The following is a 21,142-nucleotide window of genomic DNA, read 5'->3' on the forward strand; positions in this document are numbered from 1 at the left end:
AACAGACGGTTGTCGATTTTTTTACGCAAGTCATGCAAATGGATAATTTTACTTTGCGGCAAGAAGCCTTAGAATGAGGGATAATTCACTTTTATTGGTTAAAAGTGAACCCCGAAACTTGAGTTATAAGCTTCAAGTTTGTCAAAACAGCTATCGTCAGTGCGCAGATAATTCATGTAAACCTCATAGACCTTATTATGATTAATACGTTAAGTTTTTGTTGTCATATTATTCAAGTAATCACCGGCAGTTTAGCTAATTTCTTTAATGGCGCGACCTATACCATCAACGGTTAAAGGAAACATTTTATCGCTAATAATATCTTTGATGATTGAGATAGAGTGATAATAATCCCATTGATTTTCAGGTTGAGGATTTAACCAAGCAACTTTAGTGAAATGAGCTAAAATTTTGCGCATATATTCAAGTCCAGGCTTTTCATTCCAATGCTCAACACTGCCACCAGGTGCAACTATTTCATAAGGCCCCATTGTTGCGTCACCGACAAATATAACTTTGTAATCACTACCAAAGGTTCTAATTATTTCATCTAAATCAACGGTATCATGTCTTCGACGACTATTGTCTTTCCATAAACGTTCGTAAACACAGTTATGAAAATAGAAAAATTCGAGATGTTTAAATTCGGTATGCGCGGCAGAGAATAATTCTTCACAGGTATGAATGTATTCATCCATAGAGCCGCCAATATCAAAAAACATTAACACTTTTACCGAATTATGACGCTCTGGTTCCATATGCACATCGAGCAAACCACCATTTTTCGCTGTTGACCGAATAGTGGTGTTAATATCAAGCTTTTCACTGGCGCCTGTACGAGCAAATTTTCTCAGTTTTTTAAGGGCTAACTTTATATTACGTGTCCCTAGCTCTCTATCTTGATCAAAGTTTTTAAATTCACGTTTATCCCAAACTTTTACGGCGCGGTTATTTCGATTACCGTCTTGCCCAACACGAATACCTTCAGGGTTATAGCCATAAGCTCCAAATGGTGATTTGCCGCCAGTGCCTACCCATTTGCTGCCACCTTCATGCCTCTTTTCCTGCTCAGCAAGACGTTCTTTAAGGGTTTTCATTAATTCGTCTAGGCCACCAAGTGCCTTTAACTCATCTTTTTCAGCTTGACTAAGTTGGTTTTCAAACTTTTTACGTAACCAATCTTCTGGAACAACATGGTCGAAAATATCGATTTTTTGAACACCGTCAAAGTATTCTGCAAATGCGCCATCGAATTTGTCGTAATGTATTTCATCTTTAACCATCACTATTTTAGCTAAATGATAAAACCCTTCTACATCAGCAAAAACAACGCCCTTTTTTAAAACAGCGATAAGATCGAGCAGTTCACGCAGGCTTACTGGTACTTTGTGTTTTCTCAGCGTCAGAAATAAATCTATAAACACCGTTATTACCTATTTCTTCGGCTAATAAAGGCAAGTTTTTCAAGTAACGAAACATCTTGCTCATTTTTAAGTAAGGCACCAAACAAAGGAATAACATCAGACTTTTTATTTATTAAAACGTCTTGTGCAACATCGTCGGCAACTAACAGCTTTAACCAATCAATTAATTCTGACGTTGAAGGCTTTTTCTTAATCCCCTGTAGATCTCTCAGATCAAAAAACACTTCTAAAGTGTGCTTTAACAAATCTTGTTTTACATGAGGATGATGCACAGCAATGATTTGTTCCATTTCAACTTTGGTTGGAAACTTAATGTAATGAAAGAAACAACGACGTAAAAAAGCATCGGGCAGTTCTTTTTCATTATTTGAGGTAATAATAATAATGGGACGTTGTTTTGCTTTAATTACTTGTTGAGTTTCATAAACAAAGAACTCCATTTTATCAAGCTCTTGCAATAAGTCGTTTGGAAACTCTATATCTGCTTTGTCAATTTCATCAATTAACAGTATTGGGCGCTGCTCTTCTTCAAATGCTTGCCAAAGCTTACCTTTAACAATGTAATTTGAAATGTCATTTACTTTTTCATCACCTAGTTGACTATCTCTTAATCGCGACACTGCGTCATACTCGTAAAGCCCTTGCTGTGCTTTGGTAGTAGATTTAATGTGCCATTGGTATAGTTTACAGTTTAATGACTTTGCTAACTCTTCTGCGAGTTGAGTTTTACCCGTTCCAGGCTCACCTTTGATCAACAAGGGTTTTTCTAGGGTAATGGCCGCATTTACTGCTAAACGTAATTCGTCAGATGCGATATAATTTTCTGTACTTTTAAACATGTGCTTACCTATAAATATGATGTCGTTTAATGTTTAGACATCTGTAAAATATTTGAATGATATTAAAGCTATATATCACTATATAATGAGTTACGCCTAGCTTTAGGTTGCCACTTTAATAGCGACAGGCGTACCATTGAATGCTGCATTACCTGTGAGTAAATCAACTCGATTAACATCGGTTAAGTCATTAATACTAACACCGGGTTGAGTCGCTGCTATCGACATATTGGTACCTTTTTGATTATGTCCCCAGCCTTGAGGCATAGTAACAACACCGCGTTGCACATCATCAGTAATAACCGCGTTAATCAATACTTCACCTGATATTGAACTCACGTTTACTAACTGGCCGTTTGAAACGCCTAACTGCTGAGCATCATCAGGGTGAATTTCTAAAGTGCATGGATTCTTACCTTTAACTAAACGAGCAGAGTTTTGCGTCCACGTATTGTGACTTTTAACTAATCGACGGCCAATTAAGTCAAAGGGATAGTTTTTATTTCGCGCAGGTTGTGACATAACGGCATTAAGCCTAACTAAATCATCTACATAAAGTTGCGGTAATAGGTTTATTTTACCATCAGATGTTTTAATACGTTCTGCCGCACATGGCATTAAAGGACCAATATCGATACCGTGAGGGTTATCAATAAGTTTTTGTAAACTAAAGCCTTGCTCACCATAAGGACCTTTTTTTAACTCAACATCTAAGATTATTTCAGGTGTCAAACTTTTTACATGTGCTGGTACTTCTTCGTCAGACATTCTGATGGTTAATTCTTTTAATATTTCATAATCGTTACGCTGGTACTCTTCTCTTTCAAACAATGGCGCTGAATATTTTACGGTATTACGTACAGAAAATGAATTAAAGAAAATGTCATAGTGAGCGTTTTCAACCCCCGTAGTTGCCGGTAAAATAATATTGGCATATTTGGTGGTTTCGTTTAAATAAATATCAACACACACCATATAATCTAGTTCTTGAAATGCTTCGGCTAACTTATGACCACTAGGGCTTGAAAGTACGGGATTACCAGCCACAGTGATCAAACTTTTAATTTGACCTTCACCCGCTGTTTGGATTTCTTCTGCAAGTGCGGCGACAGGAAATTCACCATTAAAAAATGGCAGTTTTCTCACTCGTGAATGGTATTGTCCAAAGGAGCTTTTAAAACCTTTTTTATAATTTCTTAATAGATCGAAAGCCGGTTGAGGAAACATCGCCCCGCCTGCTCGATCAAAATTACCCGTAATTATATTTAGCACATTCGTTAACCACTGACATAAACCGCCGAAGGTTTGTGTTGAAGCTCCCATACGGCTATAACAAACGGCTGAGTTTGCCGACATAAATTCGTCTGCTAAGGTATAAATGTCTTGCGCGGAAATACCTACGAATTCAGCAACGGCATCTGCTGAATATGCTTCTGAAATGGTCTTAAAAACCTCTATATCGTCTATTATCTCTTCTAAGTGGCGTAATTTAACGGCATTTTTCGCGAAAACACGATTGATCAGTGCTAGAAGTAATAAAGCATCTTTTTCCGGACGAATAAACAAATGTTGATCAGCAACTTTTGCGGTATGAGTTCGACGAGGATCTACCACGACCACCTTACCTGAACGCTTTTGGATGGCCTTTAAGCGTCCGATTACATTAGGGGCTGTCATCATACTTCCGTTTGAAACAACAGGGTTACCGCCAATAATTAGCATAAAATCAGTACGGTCAATATCTGGAACAGGAATGAGCATACCTGCGCCAAACATAAAGTTTGAAGCCACATGATGTGGCATTTGGTCAGCTGAAGCAGAACTAAAACGATTAATAGTACCAAGTGACTTCATAAAAGGTTTTAAAAATAATGTATTACCGAGATTATGAGCGTTAGGGTTTCCTAAATATAAGGCTAATGAGTTTTTGCCATGTTTTGCTTGAATGGTTTTAAATTTTTCTGCTATTTCTGTGTAAGCTTCTTCCCACGAAATATCTTCCCAACCGGTTTTAGTTCGTCTAATCGGTGTTTTTAAACGGTCTTTATCTTCGTAAAAATCTTGCAAGGCTGTAGCTTTGGGGCAATTATAACCTTTACTGAATGGGTCATCTTTATCGCCTTTGATAGAAATTATATTTTTATCTTGATACTTAATTTCCAAACCGCACATGGCTTCACAGATATTACAATTGCGGTAATGGGTTTTAATTTCGCTCATAAATATCACCTAAGTTAACAATAACTACATTTTTGAGTACATTGAGAATTAATAACCCAAGCATGTAATATTGATAGTTTACTTGTTATCACGTTAAAGAAGTTTGTTGGAAGTATTTCTGAAGTTAATGCTGTGGCTTAATTTTAGTCATAACGGCTACAGCATTAACTTTTAAACAGATTAAAGCTTAACGATTAGCTTACCTTTGTTCTTACCTGTAAAGAACAAGTTCAAACCTGTTATTGCTGATTCAAGGCCTTGTAAAACGTGTGCACGATGCTTGATTTTACCTTGCATAACATAAGGGGTAAGTTTTTCTAATAACGCCGGAATTTCACCAAAGTGATCAGGCATAGTAAAACCTTGTATAGTCAGACGTTTTTTGATGATATTAATCCAACTTGGAGCCAAATCAGGTATTTCTTTCGAGTAGTCTGCGATCATGCCACAAACAGCAATGCGACCATGCGCATTCATTCTTTGGTATACATGATGTTGAATGGGTCCGCCGGTGTTTTCAAAGTAAACGTCAATACCGCGAGGGGTTAATTCGGCTAATTGTTCGGCTAAATTATCAGTTTTGTAATTTACCGCACCATCAAAACCTAACTCGTTAATTATCCAATCAGCTTTTTCATCACTACCTACAATACCAATAACCGTAAGACCATCAGCTTTCGCCAATTGGCCTACAATTGAGCCAACAGAGCCTGCGGCACCTGAAACCACCAAGGTTTCACCACTTTTAGGTTTACCTATGCTGTATAAACCTTGAGTAGCCGTTAAACCCGGTAATGCGAACACTGAAAGAATGGCTTCATCTGGTAGTGGCGCGGCAACTTTATTTAGACCTGCACCATCAGATAAATAGTACTGTGTCCATCCCATTAAACCCATCACTCTATCGCCAACTTGAAAGCCTTCATGATTACTTTCTACCACTTCGCCGATACCAGAACTGCGCATAACATCGCCAAGAGCAACAGGCGGAATATAGCTCTCGGTATCCGGACTCATCCAACCAAACATGGCGGGATCTAGCGACATATGGTTTTGTTTAACTAAAAATTGACCTTTGCCGATACTGGGTAATTCTTTTTCTACTACTTCAAATAGCTCTGGGCCAATTGGGCCGCCTGTTGGACGGGCTATTAAATTAATTGCAGTATAAGTAGTCATTATTATTCTCATTATAGTTTTAAAGCGATATTAATGGGCTTGTTAACCAAGCCCATTAAATTAGTAAGTAAATGGTTAAATACTTATTGTCGTAATTCTTTTCTTAATACTTTACCGACATTAGTTTTGGGTAGTTCATTCATAAATTCAACAAACTTAGGACGCTTATAGTTGGTAAGCATGGTGTGACAATGATCGAATATATCTTGTTCAGTTAAGTTAGGATCTTTTTTAACAATAAACGCTTTAACTGCTTCACCGGTTGTATCATTTTTAACACCAATAGCGGCGGCTTCTAATACACCTGCATGCATCACAAGCACTTCTTCTATTTCATTAGGAAAAACGTTAAAGCCCGATACTATGATCATGTCTTTTTTACGATCGACAATCGTAAAGAAACCATTTTCATCCATGGTGGCAATATCACCAGTTGCTAACCATCCGTCTTTTAATACTTCATCAGTTGCTTCTTGACGATTGTAATAACCTTTCATAACTTGTGGACCTTTAACCCACATTTCACCAGGTTGTCCTAAAGCAACTTCCTCACCGTCGTCACCAATTAAACGAATATCGGTTGAAGAGGCAGGAATACCAATAGTGCCATTGTAACTTTCTTGATTATAAGGGCTCATAGTAACTAATGGAGCACACTCAGTTAAGCCATAACCTTCTAACAATCGTGTTCCAGTCACTTTTTCCCATAACTCAGCAACAGGACGTTGTACTGACATACCGCCAGCAAAACCAAGTTTTAATGGACTAAAGTCAAGTTTGTCAAAGCCAGGAGTATTTAATAAACCATTAAATAATGTATTAACACCGGTAATGGCCGTAAAAGGATATTTAGATAATTCTTTAACAAAACCAGGCATATCTCGTGGATTAGTAATTAACAAATTAGTACCACCAAATGGAATAAAACACAGGCAGTTCGATGTTAATGCAAAGATATGATAAAGCGGTAAAGCAGTAACCATCATTTCTTTACCCACTTCATAAATATTTTTAGTGGCGGCGTTAGATTGCTCAAGGTTGGCAACCATATTACGATGGGTCAACATTGCGCCTTTAGAGGGGCCAGTAGTACCACCGGTATATTGTAAAAAGGCGAGATCAGTGCCTACAACTTCAACGGGATTAAAATTAAGCGCGGCACCCTTTGCAAGAGCGTCATTGAAAGTTATTGAACGTTTAAAGTGATATGCAGGTACTTGTTTTTTAACGTACTTTAAAGCGAAATTAACTAAGGTGCCCTTAATTTTACTGAGACGATCGCCAACCCCAGTGGTGATAATATGCTCTACGTCAGTTTTTTCAATAACATTTTCAAGTACGTGTGCAAAGTTTTCAAGAATAAGAATGCCTTTGGTACCTGAATTTTTTAATTGATGCTGTAATTCACGCGCAGTGTATAAAGGATTAACATTAACGACCGTTAACCCTGCGATAAGCGCACCAAATAAAGCAACTGGATACTGTAAAAGATTGGGGATCATGATGGCAAATTTATCACCTTTTACCAATCCTAGATCTTGTTGTAAATAAGCAGCAAAATCATTCGCTTGTTGCCCTAGCTCTTGATAAGTAATGCTTGAACCCATGTTGATAAAGGCAATGTTATCTTTATAAAGCTTGGTATATTTTAAAAATAATTCTGCCAAAGATTTATATTTGTCTGGGTTAATTTCGAACTCAACACCAGGCGGGTAACTTTTTTCTAGCCAAATTTTTTCCATTTTTTAATCTCCCCAATCAATTATTTAAAGCATAGCTTTTCATGTTTTATTTCTTATTCTATAGCTAAATAGGTTTTCTATAATACTTCAAACAAACCCGCAGCACCTTGACCACCACCAATGCACATACTGATCACAACATATTTAACACCACGGCGTTTACCTTCAATAAGTGCATGCATTACCATTCTTGTGCCGCTCATACCATATGGATGACCAATTGAAATAGCACCACCATTTACGTTTAATCTATCTTCTGGAATACCTAACTTATCTGCACAATAGATCACTTGCACAGCAAATGCTTCGTTAATTTCCCATAAACCAATATCATCTATCGTTAAATTATTACGCGCTAGCAATTTGGGTATAGCATAAATTGGGCCTATGCCCATTTCATCCGGTTCACACCCTGCCACTGCCATGCCTCGATAAACACCTAAAGGCTTAAGACCACGTTGCTCAGCTAACTCACGTTCCATTAGCACAACAGCCGCTGCACCGTCTGATAACTGTGAAGCATTACCTCCCGTAATGGTTCCGTTTTCTCTAACCGCTTTTAATGATGATAAACCTTCAATATTGGTTGTTGGACGGTTACCTTCATCTTTGGTTAAGGTGACTTCTTGTTTACTAATGTCACCTGTTGCTTTATCCATAACCAATTGCGTGGCTGTAACAGGCACAATTTCATCATCAAACTTATTAGCGGCTTGCGCACTTGCTGTACGTTGCTGAGATTTAAGTGCGTAAGCGTCTTGTACTGCTCTTGAAATATCATAACGTTTAGCAACGACTTCAGCAGTATCTAGCATAGGCATATATATTGCTGGTCGGTAAGCTTTTACACTAGGGTCGACCAATCGATGCATATTCATTTTATCATTTTGCACTAAACTGATTGAGTCACACCCACCCGCAACCATAACCTGAGCGCCATCACATACAATATGATTAGCCGCAACAGCAATTGACATTAAACCTGAAGAACATTGGCGATCTATTGTCATTCCTGCAACTGACACCGGTAATTCTGCAGCCATGGCAACTTGACGGCCAAAATTCATGCCTTGATTACCTTGGGTTAAAGCGGCGCCAAAAATACAATCTTCAATTTCACTGACATCAACTCCCGCACGATTTACTGCTGCTTTTACGGCAACAGCTGCCAATGTTGGAGCTGATAAATCATTAAATGCACCTCGATATGCTTTACCAATCGGTGTGCGTGCAACGGATACTATTACGGCTTCTCTCATGATGTATTTCCTTTTAACTAACTTAATATATTATAATTTACAAAGACATATAAAAACAATTTTGTAACGCGTAACTATTTATTGTGTGATTTCATGAAAGCCATTGCTTTCAAAACAAACTTTTCACCCTGTTTAGCACCAGAATCTAAAGGTACCTGTGTGCTGCTATCTGATATTACTGGCCATTGCTCTCGCACAGTTTCAGGTGATTGTTTGTCGAGCGAAAGAAAACAGCCATCGGTTTCAACAACACTAGCACTTGAGTAACCGCCAGCGCCAGCACATAAAATAAATCGATTAGGTGCTTCATCATCACAAAGTGTTAAAAGGCCTGCGGTAACCGCTTCGGGTGCAAATGCTTGTACAATTTCTGGTGGCATTAAATCTTCTGTCATACGTGTACCTGCTGTTGGTGCAAGTGCGTTGACTCTAACATTATTTTTTGCCCCTTCAAGGACTAAGGTATTCATCAAACCTAATACAGCCATTTTAGCGGCACCGTAATTTGACTGACCAAAGTTACCGTACATGCCACTTGATGACGTTGTCATAACAATACGGCCATAATTTTGTGCACGCATGATTTCCCAAACAGCTTTTGTACAATTAACGGTGCCCATAACATGAACATCCATAACCAATTTAAAATCATCTAATGTCATTTTAGAAAACGATTTATCACGAAGAATACCGGCATTGTTGATAAGAATATCTACACGGCCCCACTTTTCCATCGCTTGATTCACCATGTCTTGCACTTCATCAAAGTTTGCTACGTTAGCGCCATGACTTATCGCTTCACCGCCATTTTCTTCAATTAAACGAACAACTTCTTGAGATGCTACTGACGATGCACCACTGCCATCGCGCGCTCCACCTAAATCATTAACCACAACCTTAGCGCCACGGGCAGCCAGCGCTAATGCATGTGAACGACCTAACCCATTACCCGCACCAGTCACTATGGCGACTTTACCTTCAAAGCTAATTGACATAATACTTCCTGATATTTTATTTAATAAAAATGATATAGATGATTTATCGTTTTACTTCACCATTTGAACAGTGATCCACTCAGCGATTAACGCCGGTGTGTCACAGCCTTCAATTTCAATGGTTACTTGTGTACACAAACGAAATTGCCCCGGCTTTTTCTCTTCAATATGTAAAGTTTTAGCATGTGCTCTTACCCGACTATTTACTTTTACGGGTTGAAGAAACCTGACTTTATCGAAGCCTGCGTTTAAACCCATATAACAACCGTCGATAATGACACTGAAACTGTCTGCAAAATGTGAAAGCATAGATAAGGATAAAAAGCCGTGCGCTATGGTTGAACCAAATGGGGTAGCTTTTGCTTTTTCTTCATCAACATGAATAAATTGATGATCGATCGTACAATCAGCAAACTGATTAATTTGTGTTTGCGTTATGTTATGCCAAGGTGTTGGCTTAGCTTCAAAATCAATGTAATTGGCTATTTCATCTTTATTTATTATTGTTTTTGTCATAGTTAAACTCCATCTAACTGCTTGTTATGTAATGTTTTTATGTAAATTATCTCTACAACTTAACGCTATACGTTGTGCGAATAAATACTCTGCTGCTATGCCGCACAACATAGCCGTTAAAACCAATCTGCTTTCATGTCATAGGTTGTACTATCGGTGTGACATAAAATAGTTGACCATAATGTAATTTCTGGCAGCTCAAAACGGTAAAAATACTGCAACGCTTGAAGTTTACCGTTATAAAAATTTTCATCGGTTTTATGTGGTTTATTTTTAAGCGCTTGACTAGCAACAATGCCCTGTTTTAACCATAACCAAGCGACAATAACGTGACCAAACAATTCAAGGTACTTAACTGAATTAGCTAAGGCCAAATCAATATTTTTGCTCGACATAGCGCCCAAGACAGATTGTGTCGTTTGCTTTAATGTTTCAACAGCTTGGCTAAGCTGAAGCGAAAATTCATCGAGGTTTGTATGCTGTTTAGCTTCCTCAATAGTTTTCATAATTTCAGCTAATGTTGCAGAATATCCTGCCATGTCATGCATCGGTACTTTTCGGGTTAATAAATCTAACGACTGTATGCCTGTAGTACCTTCATGAATAGCATTTAAGCGATTGTCTCGATAAAACAACTCAACAGGATGTTCGTTAATATAACCATGACCGCCAAGTACCTGAATAGCTAAGTCATTTGCTTTTGTGCCATATTCAGATGGCCACGTTTTAATGATGGGGGTCAGAAAGTCTAATAACACATGGGCATGTTCGCGCGCTTCTTTGGTTGGCGCAGTTTTTTCGTCATCACTCAGTTGTGAGCCATAAAGCACTAATGAAAGTGCGCCTTCAGCGTAAGCTTTTTGAGCCAATAACATGCGGCGAACATCGGCGTGTTCAATAATATTAACCATGGCAGAAAGCGGATCTTTACAAGAAGGCAAACGCCCTTGTGGACGATTTTTTGCGTACTCAACCGCATATTGATAGCCTGCAACCGCTAATGTAGCGCCACTGGTACCCACCATAATACGTGCCTCATTCATCATATGAAACATGTACTTAAGTCCTTGGTTCTCTTCACCTACCAGATAACCAATAGCGCCATTTTTTTCACCAAAGCTTAACGCGGTTGACGTTTGAGCACGCCCACCCATTTTGTGAAATAAGCCAGCAAGTGCAACTTCATTTTCTTCACCAATCGTACCATCGTCGTTCACTAGGTATTTAGGCACTACAAACAAAGAAATACCTTTAACGCCTTTGGGTGCACCTTGAACACGTGCGAGTACCAAATGAACGATATTCTCACTTAAGTTATGATCACCCCCTGAGATATAAATTTTATTGCCACTAATGCGATAAGTACCATCTTCAGACATAACGGCTTTTGTAATTAAATCACCAAGGCCCGAGCCACTGCCTGGCTCTGTCATTGCCATAGTGCCCATGAACCGTCCTGAGCGCATGGGTTTAACCCACTTATCAATAAGTTCAGGACTACCGTGGGCTTGAAGAAGATTGGCATTCGCGTTAGTTAACATGTTATAGCCTAAGCCAACCCCACCCGCAGCAGTTAGAAAGGTACTTGCCGCACTGGCAATAATGGGAGGTAATTGCATACCGTTTGATTCATAATCTGCGGTTGCTGAAGAAATACCAGAGGCGATCACTGCTTCAATAGCCGGTTTTAGTTCAGGAATAAGGCTGACATTTTTGCCGTCAAAAGTAGGTTGATGCGTATCAAGCTTCTGCCTTATCGGTAGAAAATGTTTTTCTGCTATCGCTTTTGCCGTATGCATAACTTCATTAAATGTTTGGCGATCGTGATCTTGATAGCGATCTCTTTTTATCAATGCCTCACTGTCAAAAAGCTCGTAGAGCAAAAATTCAAGATCACGTTCATTCATTAAGGTTGCAGACATAAAGTTATATTCTCATTTTTACTTAGCTAAATTATAGCGTGCATTGTTTTGTCATTAATAAAGGGTATTACAGTCTATTATTGAGCGGAAACTCCGCCATCAATTGCGATACATTGACCTGTCATGTAAGTATTAGCTGGCGATAACATCATCAGCATCATAGCGACAATTTCTTTAGGCTCACCTAAACGATGCATAGGTGCGCCTCTACTCATTCTTTTTTGTTGCTCTTCATCCGCAAAATTAGTCACCATAGGCGTTAAGGTAAAAAATGGGCAAATGGCATTAATTCTAATATTATTACGACCATATTCTACAGCGCCAGATTTGGTTAACCCGATAACCGCATGTTTTGCCATAGAATAAGCACTGCCTCGTGCTGCTCCACTAAGACCAGCCATTGAACTAACATTAAGAATGGCACCTTCGCCTTGTTTTAACATTTGTTGAATTTGATAACGCATACCAAATTGCACACCTTTAACATTAATGGCAAATTGGCTGTCCATTATTGACTCGTCGATGTCGTGCAATGGCATAAACTCATGTGCTACTCCGGCGTTATTAACGCCGATATCGACACGTCCATAATTTTTAATGGCCGCATCTACCATGGCTTTACAATCTTCATTTTTTGATACATTGCAGGCAAGTGCTATAACTTCAGCTCCAGTGGATTTAATATCCTGAGCAACTTTTAATACCCCTGATTCATTAACATCACTGATCACAAGCTTCGCGCCACGCTTAGCTAGCTCTTCTGCTAGTAACTTGCCAAAACCTTGTGCTGCGCCAGTGATAACAGCGACTTTGTTAGTAAAATCTAATAGTGGGTCCATGCTTATTCCTTACCTTAAAATTATGCTCTGATACGTTATTATTGTTATAGACTCGAACTTAGCCTGATGACGCTTATGATTCTGCTGAGTTTGATGATTGCTCGATAATACTTAGCGCCATTTGTGCAAGTGGCTCTACAAATGCCCCAACTTTATTGGCATGTTCATTGGATGCATTCCCCTCGGATGCTCTTTTCGCTACACCTTGAACTATCGCAGCCAACCTAAAAAAACTAAACGCTAAGTAAAAGCTCCAGTTTTCTATTTGCTCAATACCCATACGTTTACAATAGTCAGCGACATATTGTTCTTCTGTTGGTATCCCTAAACTTTCCCTATCAACGCCTTTTAAGCCATCAATAGTACCCATACCTTGTGGCATACGTAATTGCATACACTGGTAAGCTAAATCAGAATAAGGATGACCTAAAGTAGATAACTCCCAATCAAGTACCGCAATAACTTCGGGTTTATCTTTGGCAAACATCATGTTGTCTAAACGAAAATCGCCATGAACTAAACACACTTTTCCGTCGTCTTCGGGTAAGTGATTTTCAAGCCACAACATCAACTGATCCATGGCTTTTATTTCTTGTAACTCTGTTGAGCGATATTGCGAAGTCCAGCGACCAAATTGGCGTTCAAAATAATTGCCCGCTTTTCCGTAGTCTTGAAGCCCTACAGCATTAATATCAACACTGTGAAGCGCGACTAATGATTTATTCATCGCATCGTACATTTGGCAACGAACGGTATTACTGGTAATTTCAGCTAATGAAGCGCTCCAATAAACAATGCCGTCACAAAACTCCATCAAGTAAAACATTGACCCAATAATGCTGGTGTCTCGACACAGGTGATACACCTTGGCAACGGCAACGTCTGTCTCTTTTAATGCATCAAGAACTTCATATTCTCTATCAACCGCATGAGCAGACTTTAATAACTTCCCTGCCGGTTGGCTGCGCAGAACATAAGTTCCAGACTGCGCTGTTACTTTAAAAGTTGGATTTGATTGCCCACCACTAAACTTACTCAAGGTCATAGGACCCTTAAATCCTGTTACATGAGATTCAAGATATTGCGTAAGTTTTTCTACATCAAAAGTAACCGTCGCTGTCATACATATTCTCTTTATTTGTTGTCTTTAAGCCAGAGCTTTAATCTTTACCGGTTTTAACGTTAGGTAGATTTTTTAACTAAGTCTCGACCCAGTTGCATCATGTGTACTTGATCTGGCCCATCTGCTAAGCGCAAAGTTCTTTGACCAGCATAGGCATGTGCTAAGAAAGTATCTTGGCTGACACCAAGCGCGCCATGACATTGTATTGCGCGATCGATAACATCGAGTGACATATTGGGTGCAACAATCTTGATCATGGCAATAATATCTTTTGCAGCTTTATTACCTTCAAGATCCATTTTTTGCGCCGCTTTTAAAGTCATTAAACGTGCTTGTTCAATTTGGCAAGCAGAAATGGCAATGTCTTCACGCACCGATTGCTGTTTAATCATGGGTCGACCAAAGACAATACGTTCATTAACACGCTTACACATTAAATCTAAAGCACGCTGTGCAATACCGATAGAACGCATACAATGGTGGATACGTCCTGGTCCTAAGCGACCTTGGGCGATTTCAAATCCTTTACCTTCACCAACAATAATATTTTCTACTGGTACGCGAACATTTTCGAAAGTAATTTCTGCATGCCCTTCTGGAGAGTCGTTATAACCAAAGACTTGCATCGGTCGCACTATGGTTACACCAGGAGTTTTCATGGGTACTAATACTTGTGATTGTTGAATATATCGGTTGCTATTGCCTGGATCGGTTTTACCCATCACGATCATAATTTCACATTGTTTACGACACGCACCGCTGATATAAAACTTACGACCGTTAATAACATATTCGTCACCGTCGCGTTCTATACGCATTTCAATGTTAGTGGCATCACTTGAGGCTACTTCTGGCTCTGTCATGGCAAATGCGGAGCGAATTTTTCCTTCTAACAAAGGCTCTAACCATTGTTTCTTTTGCGTTTCGTTACCATATTTGGCTAATACTTCCATATTGCCAGTATCAGGTGCGGCGCAGTTAAATACTTCAGGTGCCCACATAATTTTGCCCATTAACTCTGCTAATGGGGCATATTCTAAATTGGTTAAGCCAGCACTATATTTACCGTAACTTACAGGCAAAAATAAGTTCCATAAACCTTGTGCTTTAGCCTTGGCCTTAAGTTCTTCCATTAATGGAGGCGTAGACCATGGATTTTCGGCGACTTGTTCATGCATTAGTGCTTCAACGGGATAAACATGCTCGTCCATAAACACAGTTACACGAGCAATTAATTCTTTTACTTTGTCGCTATATTCAAAATCCATGGGGGGATCCTTATATTTATTAATGACATTTAATATGTCAATTTATGTTAATACTTTTAATTCTAGATAATTGATTTATATAAACTATATGCTGAAACAATTAGCTCAGCTTCATCAATGCATCTTTATTAAATGGCGATATTTCGTCTTCTTTATTACTTTGAATTTTGTTGACCCACTCAGGATCCACTAACAAAGCTCGGCCAATAGCAACTAGGTCAAATTCATCATTATTCAAACGCGTTAATAAACCTTCGATACCGGTAGGGTTTGATGTGCCTCCAAGATCAGCACTACCTTCACCGGTAAAGTCACTATCTAATCCAACACTGCCAACCGTGATAACAGGTTTATTGGTGAGTTTTTTTGTCCAACCAGCAAGGTTAAGATCTGAGCCTTCAAATTCAGGTAACCAAAAACGGCGGGTACTGGCATGAAAGACATCAACACCAGCATTACTTAATAGTGTTAAAAATGTTGCTAACTCTTCAGGTGTTTGGCAAAGCTTGGCGTTGTAGTCTTGCTGCTTCCATTGTGAAAATCTAAAAATTATTGGAAAGTCTTCACCGACAGCAACGCGAATAGCTTCTACTATTTCAACAGCGAATTGCGCTCTGTTTTCTAATGAGCCACCATATTTATCGCTACGTTGATTTGTGCCTTCCCAAAAGAACTGATCCACTAAATAACCGTGGGCACCATGCACTTCAATAGCATCAAATCCGATAGCCTTAGCATCTGACGCCGCTTGCGCAAACGAGGCAACGACTTCGTCAATATCAGCTTGGCTCATAGCGACACCATTAGGGGATCCTGGTTTATACAAACCCGATGGACTATAAGCGGGTATAGTTTTATCTGGACCAATACCTTCTTTTCGTACTGAACCTACATGCCATAGCTGTGGTGCAATTTTGCCACCGGCTGCATGAACTTCATCAACCACAGTTTTCCAACCTGCTAGTGCTTCTTCGCCAAAAATGGCTGGAACACGTTCGTAACCATTAGCGGCTTTATGCGAGATAAATGTGCCTTCAGTGATGATTAGACCGACATTACCTTCTGCTCTTCGACGATAATATTTAGCTACATCTGCTGTAGGGATATAATTTGGTGAAAACGTACGTGTCATAGGCGCCATAACGGTACGATTTTTTAATGTTAATCCACCTGTAGAGAATGACTGAAAAAGTTTTGCTGTTGCTGCGTTATTGTTACTCATAATTGTTCCTGAACTCTTATATATACTGATTTGCTATACCACGGGTACAACAATTAACCGATTAAATAGCCGCCATCAACATTAATGGCCGTACCTGTGGTGTAGCTCGAAGCATTAGACACCAAATACAAAACTGTGCCTGCCATTTCTTCAGGTTGAGCTACACGGTTCATCGGAACATGTTGTAGCAATTGATTAAGTATTTTAGGATTATTAACTAACGTTGAGGCAAATTTAGTATCTGTGCCACCAGGCAGTAATGCGTTAACCCGAATATTAAATTGCGCACATTCTTTAGCAAAGGTTTTAGTCATGGAGATAACAGCAGCTTTAGTTATCGAATAAATACCTTGATAATCGCCAGGTATAACACCATTGATAGATGCAACATTAACGATTGCGCCACCTGCATTTTTCTTCATTAATTTAGCGCCCAAAGTCGACATGAAAAAGTAACCGCGAATATTAACGTCGACTGTTTTTTGAAATGCGGATAAATCAGTATCAAGTACATGACCAAAATAGGGATTTGCTGCCGCATTGTTGACTAAAATATCTAACTTACCGTGCTCTGATGAGATTTGTTCAAAAATAGCTTCTATTTGATCTAGCTCGCCAATATGACATGCAATAGCTTGTGCACTGCCACCTTCGGCAATTATCTGCTCAACAATAGCCTGGCAACCTTCAACTTTACGACTAGATACAATAACGTGGGCGCCGTTTTGCGCGAGTAATTTTGCTATATGCTCGCCAATGCCTCTGCTTGCGCCAGTAACTAAAGCAACTTTGCCCGTTAAATCGAATAAATTGGTACTCATATCTATCTTCCTATTTATAAATTTCTTGTGATCTATGTTTATCTAAACGTTACCCAGTCTGCACCCGCTTGGGTTAAATGAGCATAATTATTTAAATAATCAAGAGTGAGTTTATTTTTTGAATAAAATAATTTAGTTACGCCTGTATTACGTAATTGTTGAATAACTGCGAGTGTATTTTCATCTGATAGGCCGAGAATGTGCTGAACAAGTACCGAGATAGTGCCACCTGATGTAAAGATACAAATATTTTTAGCTGGGTTAAGATTCTCAGCGTTTTTTTTAATAAAGAGTTCTTGGTGCACAACATCTTGTAGCGCAGCAATGCACCGCTTTTTAAATTGTGACCAGCTTTCAATGTAATCACTATCATACTTACCGCTAACCCAACGTTTAAGCGCAAGTGAAAACTCTTTTTGGAATATTTTATTAGCGTCAGGTTGTTGATTGTATTTAGCGGCAATGGAAGCAAAATCTTTCCACTGGGCATCATATCGCGTTAGCATATCGACATGATTAAATTCATTAAATCCAGAATGTAAAACCGTAGAAGGATGATTGCCTTGATAACCTTGTAAGAAATTTTTCAGTGTTTGCTCATGGCGCAGTAAGTCACCAGTAAAAACTTTATTAGGTGCTGACATTGCTTGCCAAAATTTACCCAATAACTCAGATTGACTAATACCTTTAGCAGAAAGTTGATCATAATCAGCTTTACCAAACGATGCTTGCCCGTGACGAATAAGATAAATAGCTGACATAAGACTAATCCATCGCCATAGATAATGGAGGATTAGTAAATGTAATAAACTTAACTACTTTCATTTGCGATTCTCCAACATGCATAACATGATTTAAAGAAATGATGTGATGAACTAACATCAGCCTATAAACCCATGTTAATCGCACCCTATAAATTAAACAAATGAATAGTTGTTATAACTTGTTATTCAAATTACGAATAATGTCATGTAGATTTTTAGTTGATGATTGCTCACTTTAGATAAGATTCAGGTACATAAACTTGAATATTAAATAAAACATAAAGTGATTTATTGTTTGAACTTTATTGATGTTATTGCTATTTACTTTGTATGTTAACAACAGCCTTGCTAGGCAATGTAATACAATAAAGCAAGACTGTTGCTAAAAAATCAACACTAACTTATGTTGATAAAAGATGACTTAAAGGTTTATATGTAAACCTATTATTTCCATACTTTCAGTTAAAATTCATATGATAGTGTTGCACCAAATGTACGTGGCTGATTTGGGTACGCATTAAAGCTACCTGCTTGAATAGGTGGCGGGAACGCTGATAAGTAGTATTCATCATTATTTAAATTTCGTACCCACACCTGTAGGTGAACTCCATTTACAAAATTCAAACCTGCACTAGCATTTAAAGTACTGACTTCACGCGTTAAAGACTCTGGTACGTTCTCAACGAGATGTACCTCACTCTCATATAAATAGTCTGTTCTTACATAGCCATATGCACCATTTTCAAGTTCATAACTATAAGTAATCCCGGCAGTTATGCTTTGTTCATGAATACCCGCTGGTTTTTCACCTGACAGATCTACTGGGCCAGTTAGTCCTGATGCGCCTTCAAAAGCGTCATAAACAGGGTCAAGAAATGTTCCTGCTAATGTAAATGACCAATTTTCTGTCGGGTTATAAGCCGCGTCAAATTCAAGTCCTTTAGTGCTTTGTTTACCCGCATTAGCTAACACATAGCCCGTACCAATGAATATTGAGGACTGAAAGCCTTCAATAGTTTGATCAAACAAAGTAATGTTAAATGCCCCTTTTTTGTATCGAGCTTTTAAACCTAATTCATAAACCTTTGACTCTTCAGGGGATGCATAACGTCCACCATAATTTTGATTTGCCATCGCAATACCTGCCGCATCTATACCTGACTGATCTCTGGCAAACGGGTTACTATTTCTAGATAAGTTCCACGATGATGCTTTAAAACCAGTTGCTGCAGATGCAAAAACATTTATATTATCGTTCACTTCATAAGCTAAGCGCATTGACCAAGTTGTTTTACTGTCATCTGTTCGGTGCTGCTCAACGGCATTCGGTAAATTCAACATGGGTGGTAAAAACTGTAAACTTTTTAATGTTGGAATGGCAGGCGCTAAGGTAGGTATAAATGGTAAAGGAACGTTGAATACGGTTAAATCTGTGTCTAAATTAATACCCGAAAGTACATCACTATTTATTTGGTTTATTGATAATTCTTTTTCATCTTTGGTAAAGCTAACACCAAAAATAGCCGTTAGTTCATCTGAAATATGATAATCAAAGTTTGCAAAGATAGAATAGGCATCATTTTCTTGCTTAAATTCTGAATTGACTGATGATTTATTTGAAAAAAAAGTGCCAGGCTCAAGTCCATATACCCCTTCAACTCCCCCTAATAACCCAGCGGCTCCACCAGCTGCCATTAAAACATCAAAATAATTTCTGATATCGTTGCCATAAAATAAGGTATCACCAGTTTCTACATCTTCTTTGAAAATATAGGCACCTACCATCCATTCTAGCCTCTGAGTAGCCGTCGACGTTAAACGAAACTCCTGTGTTGTGGTATCAATTTCGGTATGACCACCTTCTTGAAGTATATCTAAAGACGTATAATCTACGTCATTGTAAAAATTTGAATCGTTGCTACGTATTGCTGTAATAGACGTAAAAGTATAACGGTCAAAATCGACATCAACTTGTAATGATACCCCACCATCTTCAACTTGATTACTCGGGTCAATATTAAGTGATGATTGATAAGAGAAAGGGTTAGTATCTTCTAAAACAATGCCTCCTAACGCACGTACTGCGCCAGTTGTTGGTCCGTTTATAACATCAGCAACAGTACAACAAGCTTCATCGATTTCGCTGTAATCAGCAATAAATCGTAGTGTTATATTATCGGTTGGTTCGTATAATGCTTGCCCACGTATATTCCAACGGTCACGATTGTTAATTTCATTTAACCCGACAACGCTGTCGGTATATCCATCTCGTTTGTTATAACCACCCGACAGGCTGATAGCTAACTCGTCTGTTATACCATTTGTAATATAACCTTTCGCTAATTGTTGATTATAGTTTCCAATGCCAAGCTCTACTTTACCTTGCAAATCATGAGAGGGAGCTAATGTACGAACACTAATCACACCTGCTGAAGCATTTTTACCAAATAAGGTGCTTTGTGGACCACTGAGTACTTCTATTTGTTGTAAACGTGGTAAATCACCAATTTGAGCCGCAGCGCGTGATCGATAAACGCCATCAATAAAAACCCCTACTGACGGTTCAATACCGGTATTATTAGTGCCGTTACCAAAACCACGAATTGAAAAGTTAGTGTTAGTTGAACGTTGTAAAGGGGTAACTCTTAATGTTGGCACCAACGTTTGTAAGTCATTAATATCTAATATTTTTGCTTGTTCAATAGCTTGGCTACTCACAACGGTAACAGCAACAGGTGACTCCTGTAGACCCTTCAGTCGCTTAGATGCTGTGATCATAATCCTTTCTACATCTTCACTATCATCTTTTGCAGGTATGTTTGTTTGTTCAGCGTTAGCACTGATTGCACTGATCATTGCTGAAACGAGTATTGTTTTTTTAAAATACTTTGTTGTTAATCTTTGTTTCATCTTGAATCCCCAGTATTACTTTAAATACCTATATTTAGATATTTAATGTATTTCATCCTGCTCAAATACATTGTTTGAGCATGAATTATTATTAAATCC

The 21,142-nt window shown here is 38.6% G+C and carries 16 protein-coding genes; all 16 read right to left on the minus strand.

Annotated features, from left to right (window positions below; all coding sequences use genetic code 11):
• Positions 1-251 precede the first annotated feature (251 nt).
• Positions 252-1,424 carry a VWA domain-containing protein gene (locus H4J50_RS05395; protein ID WP_182254919.1) on the minus strand — a complete coding sequence of 391 codons (1,173 nt, stop codon included), beginning with the start codon at positions 1,422-1,424 and terminating at the stop codon, positions 252-254.
• 5 nt (positions 1,425-1,429) lie between these two features.
• Complete coding sequence (locus H4J50_RS05400) at positions 1,430-2,263, minus strand: MoxR family ATPase (RefSeq protein ID WP_108456057.1); 834 nt, start codon at positions 2,261-2,263, stop codon at positions 1,430-1,432.
• A 102-nt stretch (positions 2,264-2,365) separates the two neighbouring features.
• A complete protein-coding gene (locus H4J50_RS05405) occupies positions 2,366-4,483 on the minus strand; it encodes a molybdopterin-dependent oxidoreductase (protein ID WP_182254921.1) in 2,118 nt (705 codons plus the stop codon).
• Positions 4,484-4,663: 180 nt separating this feature from the next.
• Positions 4,664-5,662: an NADP-dependent oxidoreductase gene (locus tag H4J50_RS05410; protein WP_182254923.1), complete on the minus strand. Its 999-nt coding sequence runs from the start codon at positions 5,660-5,662 to the stop codon at positions 4,664-4,666.
• Positions 5,663-5,745: 83 nt separating this feature from the next.
• The gene (locus H4J50_RS05415) at positions 5,746-7,404 is read right to left on the minus strand and encodes an AMP-binding protein (RefSeq protein ID WP_182254925.1); all 1,659 of its coding nucleotides are present in this window, start codon (positions 7,402-7,404) and stop codon (positions 5,746-5,748) included.
• Positions 7,405-7,481: 77 nt separating this feature from the next.
• The gene (locus tag H4J50_RS05420; RefSeq protein WP_182254927.1) at positions 7,482-8,663 is read right to left on the minus strand and encodes an acetyl-CoA C-acyltransferase; all 1,182 of its coding nucleotides are present in this window, start codon (positions 8,661-8,663) and stop codon (positions 7,482-7,484) included.
• A gap of 74 nt (positions 8,664-8,737) precedes the next feature.
• The gene (locus H4J50_RS05425; RefSeq protein ID WP_182254929.1) at positions 8,738-9,658 is read right to left on the minus strand and encodes an SDR family NAD(P)-dependent oxidoreductase; all 921 of its coding nucleotides are present in this window, start codon (positions 9,656-9,658) and stop codon (positions 8,738-8,740) included.
• A gap of 51 nt (positions 9,659-9,709) precedes the next feature.
• The gene (locus H4J50_RS05430) at positions 9,710-10,174 is read right to left on the minus strand and encodes a MaoC family dehydratase (RefSeq protein WP_108456052.1); all 465 of its coding nucleotides are present in this window, start codon (positions 10,172-10,174) and stop codon (positions 9,710-9,712) included.
• Positions 10,175-10,290: 116 nt separating this feature from the next.
• On the minus strand, positions 10,291-12,096 hold the full coding sequence (locus H4J50_RS05435) for an acyl-CoA dehydrogenase (protein WP_182254931.1): 1,806 nt from the start codon (positions 12,094-12,096) through the stop codon (positions 10,291-10,293).
• 77 nt (positions 12,097-12,173) lie between these two features.
• The gene (locus H4J50_RS05440; protein WP_108456050.1) at positions 12,174-12,935 is read right to left on the minus strand and encodes an SDR family NAD(P)-dependent oxidoreductase; all 762 of its coding nucleotides are present in this window, start codon (positions 12,933-12,935) and stop codon (positions 12,174-12,176) included.
• A gap of 73 nt (positions 12,936-13,008) precedes the next feature.
• Positions 13,009-14,058, minus strand: a complete 1,050-nt coding sequence (locus H4J50_RS05445; protein WP_182254933.1) for a phosphotransferase family protein — start codon at positions 14,056-14,058, stop codon at positions 13,009-13,011.
• A 59-nt stretch (positions 14,059-14,117) separates the two neighbouring features.
• Complete coding sequence (locus H4J50_RS05450) at positions 14,118-15,326, minus strand: acyl-CoA dehydrogenase family protein (protein WP_182254935.1); 1,209 nt, start codon at positions 15,324-15,326, stop codon at positions 14,118-14,120.
• Positions 15,327-15,426: 100 nt separating this feature from the next.
• A complete protein-coding gene (locus H4J50_RS05455; RefSeq protein ID WP_182254937.1) occupies positions 15,427-16,548 on the minus strand; it encodes an NADH:flavin oxidoreductase in 1,122 nt (373 codons plus the stop codon).
• A 53-nt stretch (positions 16,549-16,601) separates the two neighbouring features.
• Complete coding sequence (locus H4J50_RS05460; RefSeq protein ID WP_182254939.1) at positions 16,602-17,369, minus strand: SDR family oxidoreductase; 768 nt, start codon at positions 17,367-17,369, stop codon at positions 16,602-16,604.
• Between the two features lie 38 nt (positions 17,370-17,407).
• On the minus strand, positions 17,408-18,130 hold the full coding sequence (locus H4J50_RS05465) for a histidine phosphatase family protein (protein WP_182254941.1): 723 nt from the start codon (positions 18,128-18,130) through the stop codon (positions 17,408-17,410).
• A 465-nt stretch (positions 18,131-18,595) separates the two neighbouring features.
• Positions 18,596-21,043 carry a TonB-dependent receptor gene (locus tag H4J50_RS05470; RefSeq protein ID WP_182254943.1) on the minus strand — a complete coding sequence of 816 codons (2,448 nt, stop codon included), beginning with the start codon at positions 21,041-21,043 and terminating at the stop codon, positions 18,596-18,598.
• Between the last annotated feature and the right edge of the window lie 99 nt (positions 21,044-21,142).

Origin of the sequence: Colwellia sp. 6M3 (assembly GCF_014077595.1) — a bacterium.
Lineage (GTDB): Bacteria > Pseudomonadota > Gammaproteobacteria > Enterobacterales > Alteromonadaceae > Cognaticolwellia.

Bases quoted from the DNA above. Each gene is read 5' to 3' on its own strand.
- H4J50_RS05450 (WP_182254935.1), bottom strand. From the start codon at position 15,326: ATGGATTTTGAATATAGCGACAAAGTAAAAGAATTAATTGCTCGTGTA.
- H4J50_RS05465 (WP_182254941.1), bottom strand. From the start codon at position 18,130: ATGTCAGCTATTTATCTTATTCGTCACGGGCAAGCATCGTTTGGTAAA.
- H4J50_RS05445 (WP_182254933.1), bottom strand. From the start codon at position 14,058: ATGACAGCGACGGTTACTTTTGATGTAGAAAAACTTACGCAATATCTT.
- H4J50_RS05415 (WP_182254925.1), bottom strand. From the start codon at position 7,404: ATGGAAAAAATTTGGCTAGAAAAAAGTTACCCGCCTGGTGTTGAGTTC.
- H4J50_RS05405 (WP_182254921.1), bottom strand. From the start codon at position 4,483: ATGAGCGAAATTAAAACCCATTACCGCAATTGTAATATCTGTGAAGCC.
- H4J50_RS05400 (WP_108456057.1), bottom strand. From the start codon at position 2,263: ATGTTTAAAAGTACAGAAAATTATATCGCATCTGACGAATTACGTTTA.
- H4J50_RS05425 (WP_182254929.1), bottom strand. From the start codon at position 9,658: ATGTCAATTAGCTTTGAAGGTAAAGTCGCCATAGTGACTGGTGCGGGT.
- H4J50_RS05440 (WP_108456050.1), bottom strand. From the start codon at position 12,935: ATGGACCCACTATTAGATTTTACTAACAAAGTCGCTGTTATCACTGGC.
- H4J50_RS05420 (WP_182254927.1), bottom strand. From the start codon at position 8,663: ATGAGAGAAGCCGTAATAGTATCCGTTGCACGCACACCGATTGGTAAA.
- H4J50_RS05455 (WP_182254937.1), bottom strand. From the start codon at position 16,548: ATGAGTAACAATAACGCAGCAACAGCAAAACTTTTTCAGTCATTCTCT.
- H4J50_RS05460 (WP_182254939.1), bottom strand. From the start codon at position 17,369: ATGAGTACCAATTTATTCGATTTAACGGGCAAAGTTGCTTTAGTTACT.
- H4J50_RS05430 (WP_108456052.1), bottom strand. From the start codon at position 10,174: ATGACAAAAACAATAATAAATAAAGATGAAATAGCCAATTACATTGAT.
- H4J50_RS05410 (WP_182254923.1), bottom strand. From the start codon at position 5,662: ATGACTACTTATACTGCAATTAATTTAATAGCCCGTCCAACAGGCGGC.
- H4J50_RS05435 (WP_182254931.1), bottom strand. From the start codon at position 12,096: ATGTCTGCAACCTTAATGAATGAACGTGATCTTGAATTTTTGCTCTAC.
- H4J50_RS05470 (WP_182254943.1), bottom strand. From the start codon at position 21,043: ATGAAACAAAGATTAACAACAAAGTATTTTAAAAAAACAATACTCGTT.